At 39.9% G+C, this 3782-nt stretch carries 3 protein-coding genes; all 3 read left to right on the top strand.

Going from position 1 to position 3782, the window contains the following annotated elements; genetic code table 11:
* The first annotated feature begins 16 nt into the window (after window positions 1–16).
* Window positions 17–157 (top strand): DUF3500 domain-containing protein, encoded by a 141-nt coding sequence (locus tag WBM60_RS17415; RefSeq protein ID WP_424283415.1) that lies wholly within the window; start codon window positions 17–19, stop codon window positions 155–157.
* A 259-nt stretch (window positions 158–416) separates the two neighbouring features.
* Complete coding sequence (locus tag WBM60_RS17420) at window positions 417–2099, top strand: tetratricopeptide repeat protein (RefSeq protein ID WP_424283413.1); 1683 nt, start codon at window positions 417–419, stop codon at window positions 2097–2099.
* Window positions 2100–2159: 60 nt separating this feature from the next.
* A partial coding sequence (locus WBM60_RS17425) for a tetratricopeptide repeat protein (RefSeq protein WP_424283414.1) occupies window positions 2160–3782 on the top strand: 1623 nt, incomplete at its 3' end.

The following is a 3782-nucleotide window of genomic DNA, read 5'->3' on the forward strand; positions in this document are numbered from 1 at the left end:
GGGCCATTATTACAGAATACAAAACTCTGTGATTTTAATAGAATTTGACAATACTCAAAATAATGCCAATCATATTCATACCGCAGTAAGGGATCTTACGAATGATTTTGGCCGGGACCTTCTGAAAGAACATTATAGTGAAAGCCACAAACATTAATAGGTAGTCACTGAAATAGGATCGAATTAAAAAACTTTCAGTAGATAACTAAAATCAAAAGTGGCTAAGACAAATAGGCATTCATACTTTTTAATACCCAATCTAAGCGTAAATAGCAACAAACTATACAGTTTTACTTTAGATAATTTCAACAAACATAGAATTTACTATCTTTAAAGGAAGTTGGATATAGTTTTACGTTACATCTATTCAATTTCTCATATACAACTGCCTCCTGGGTATTAAACTTGTTTTTATAATGAAAACTCAAGACACTCTGTTGCTAGGTATATTGATTCTATGTGTACTTAGCTTCACGAATTGCAAAAAGAATCCGAGACCTAATCCTGAATTGGCATCAATAGGCCTTTTCAGAGGAGACCTTGCCCTATGTGGCAGCGGGCAGTTTGGAGAGGTAAGTTTTTCTATCGCCTGTGATTATGAAACTCGTGCCGACTTTGATCTTGCGGTTTCTTTATTACATTCCTTTGAATATGTTGAAGCAGAAAAGGCCTTTGTAAATGTAATTGATAAGGATCCGGAATGCGCCATGGCCTATTGGGGCGTAGCAATGAGTAATTTCCACCCCTTGTGGTCTCCTCCAAGTAAAGATGAACTGGAAAAAGGTTCTAAAATACTTGAAATAGCAGCGACCATTCCAAAATCTGAGCGCTCCGGAGAATATCTGGATGCGGTAAATGCCTTTTATACTGATTGGGAAACCTTAGATCACAGTATCAGAATAAAACGCTTTGAATCTGAAATGGAACAAATCTATAATGCCTATCCCGATGATAAAGAGGCAGCAATTTTTTATGCCCTGGCATTAAAGGCCGCTGCAGACATAACCGATAAAAATTATACTAATGAAAGAAAGGCAGGTGCTATACTGGAAGCCTTATTTCCAGATCAGCCAGATCATCCCGGGATTGCGCATTATATTATTCACAATTACGACAATCCTGTGCTGGCAGAAATGGCATTGCCAACAGCCAGAAGGTATGCGGAAATTGCACCGGCTTCAGCTCACGCCCAACATATGCCTTCACATATTTTTACACGATTGGGTTTATGGGAGGAATCTATTGATTCTAACCTAAACTCTACTTCTTCCGCAGTATGTTATGCCTCTTCGATAGATGAAAATGCGCATTGGGATGAAGAAGTTCACGGCATGGGTTATTTAGTTTATGCCTATTTGCAAAAAGGAGATAACGATAAAGCCCTAGAACAATTCACATATCTTCAAGGTTTTGAAAAAGTATTTCCGGCTAATTTCAAAATAGCATATACCACCGCAGCAATACCCTCCAGAATTGCACTTGAAAACAGAGATTGGGCCTCGGCAGCAGAACTTCAATTACCCTTAGTCGATATTGTTCCCTGGGATAAATTTCCATGGGAAAGATCTATTATGAATTTCGCTAAGGCCCTTGGAGCTGTTCATCTGGGCAATACCAATTCTGCCGAAAGTGAATTGAAAATTTTGAAATCAAATCGTCAGGAGTTAATAGCACTGGGTGATGACTATAAGGCCAACCAGGTAGAAATCCAAATAAATACTGTCCAGGCCTGGATATACATGGCCGAAGGACAAAACGAACAGGCCTTGTTATTAATGCAAAGAGCAGTGGAGATGGAAAGTATTACCGCCAAACATCCTGTTACTCCAGGAGAGGTTTTGCCAGCTGTTGAGTTATTTGGTGATATGCTTCTGGCCATGGGGAAATCTGAAGAAGCTCTGGCAGCCTACGAGTTAGATCTAAAAACTCATCCCAACAGATTTAATGGCCTTTATGGAGCTGCCAAGGCAGCCAAAGAAAGTGGTAATAGTGAAAAAATGTCCTTCTACTTTGGAAAATTACTGGAGATTTCCTCATCAAAAAGTGTTCGGACCGAACTGGAAGAAGCTAAAAAATTCTTGAATGATTATGAAACCTGATGCGATTTTGATGGTAAGTATTCATAAAAATAAGTAAACCTAAAATAAATAAGAACAATCATGAAAACAAAATCCGGCATTATAATTCTCGCAATTGGGTTACTTGCCCTTGTTTACTTTTTACCTCGCCAGATTGGTGAAAAAAATCTGGATCACTCACAAAAAGCGTCCTTTTATTCCATCAAATGCACCGTTGCCAAATACTTATTAAGCAATGTGGACACTACACAACAGATTTCGCCTTTGTTCGAAAACCTGGGCAATCTGAGTTTTACTATTACCACTACCAACGAAATGGCCCAGACTTTTTTTAATCAGGGCTTAAAACTCACCTATGCTTTTAATCATGCGGAAGCACACCGCTCTTTCATGGAGGCATCCAGACTGGATCCGAATTCTGCAATGACCTATTGGGGGCAGGCTTATGCACTTGGACCTAATATAAATGATCCATTGCCTCCGGACGAGCGCAAGGAGAAATATAATGAGGCACTGGCAAAAGCGAAAAAACTGGCTTCTGCGGCAAGTCCGAAAGAACAGGCTTTAATAAATGCGCTTACATCCAGATACACTACCGATTTTACCAAAGATGTGGCAGAATTGAATATGGCATATATGGAAGCCATGACCGAAGTCGTTAGGCAATTTCCAGAGGATTCAAATATTCAAACACTATATGCTGCTTCGGTCATGAATACAGTGCCCTGGAATTATTGGGATAAAGATGGAAATCCATCCCCCAATATAACTGAAGCTAAGGCAGCACTGGAAAAGGCTATGGAAATTAATCCCGATAATCCCGGGGCACATCACTATTATATTCATATGGTAGAATTACCAACGCCAGACCTTGCTGTTCCAAGTGCAGATAAATTAGCTTCTCTTATGCCTGCTGCCGGCCATATTGTTCATATGCCCTCTCATATCTATATCAGAGTTGGCCGCTATCTTGATGCCGTAACAACCAATCAGGCCGCTATTTTGGCCGATGAGGACTATATTTCTCAATGTTATTCCCAGGGACTTTATCCCTTGGGTTATTATCCACATAACATCCATTTTCTATGGTCTGCCTCAAGCTTATTGGGCGCCAGTGAGATAGCTATTGATGCAGCTAAAAAAACAGCTGAAAAAGTACCCACCGGGGAATTAATAACACTTCCATTTTTGCAGGATTTTGCTTCAACACCAATGTTGGCTTATGTTCGTTTTGGTAAATGGAATGATATTTTAACAATACCTGCTCCGAATCCGGAGATTAAGCACTTAAATCTAATGAGGCATTATGCAAGAGGAATTGCATTTGTTAGAAAAAACAATGCAAAAGAAGCAAAAGAGGAACTGGACGCTATCGCGTTACTTAAAGAGGATCCGGAACTGGAGAACCTTGTGGCTACAGCCAATAATAACTCGGCTTCCATTGCTCGTTTAGCATATGAGGTAGTAGCCGGAGAGTTGGCATCGCTTAATGGCGACTTGCCAAAAGCAATTGAACATCTAAAAAATGCAGTATCACTGGAAGATAAATTAGTCTATACCGAACCTGCAGCCTGGCATGTGCCAACACGTCAAAACCTGGGCGCAATACTTTTAAAGGCTAATAAATTTAATGAGGCCGAAGTAATTTACAAAGAAGACCTGGAAGTCTTAAGACAAAACGGATGGTCGCTTATGGGCTTGTAT

Origin of the sequence: Eudoraea sp., assembly GCF_049669105.1 — a bacterium.
GTDB lineage: Bacteria > Bacteroidota > Bacteroidia > Flavobacteriales > Flavobacteriaceae > Eudoraea.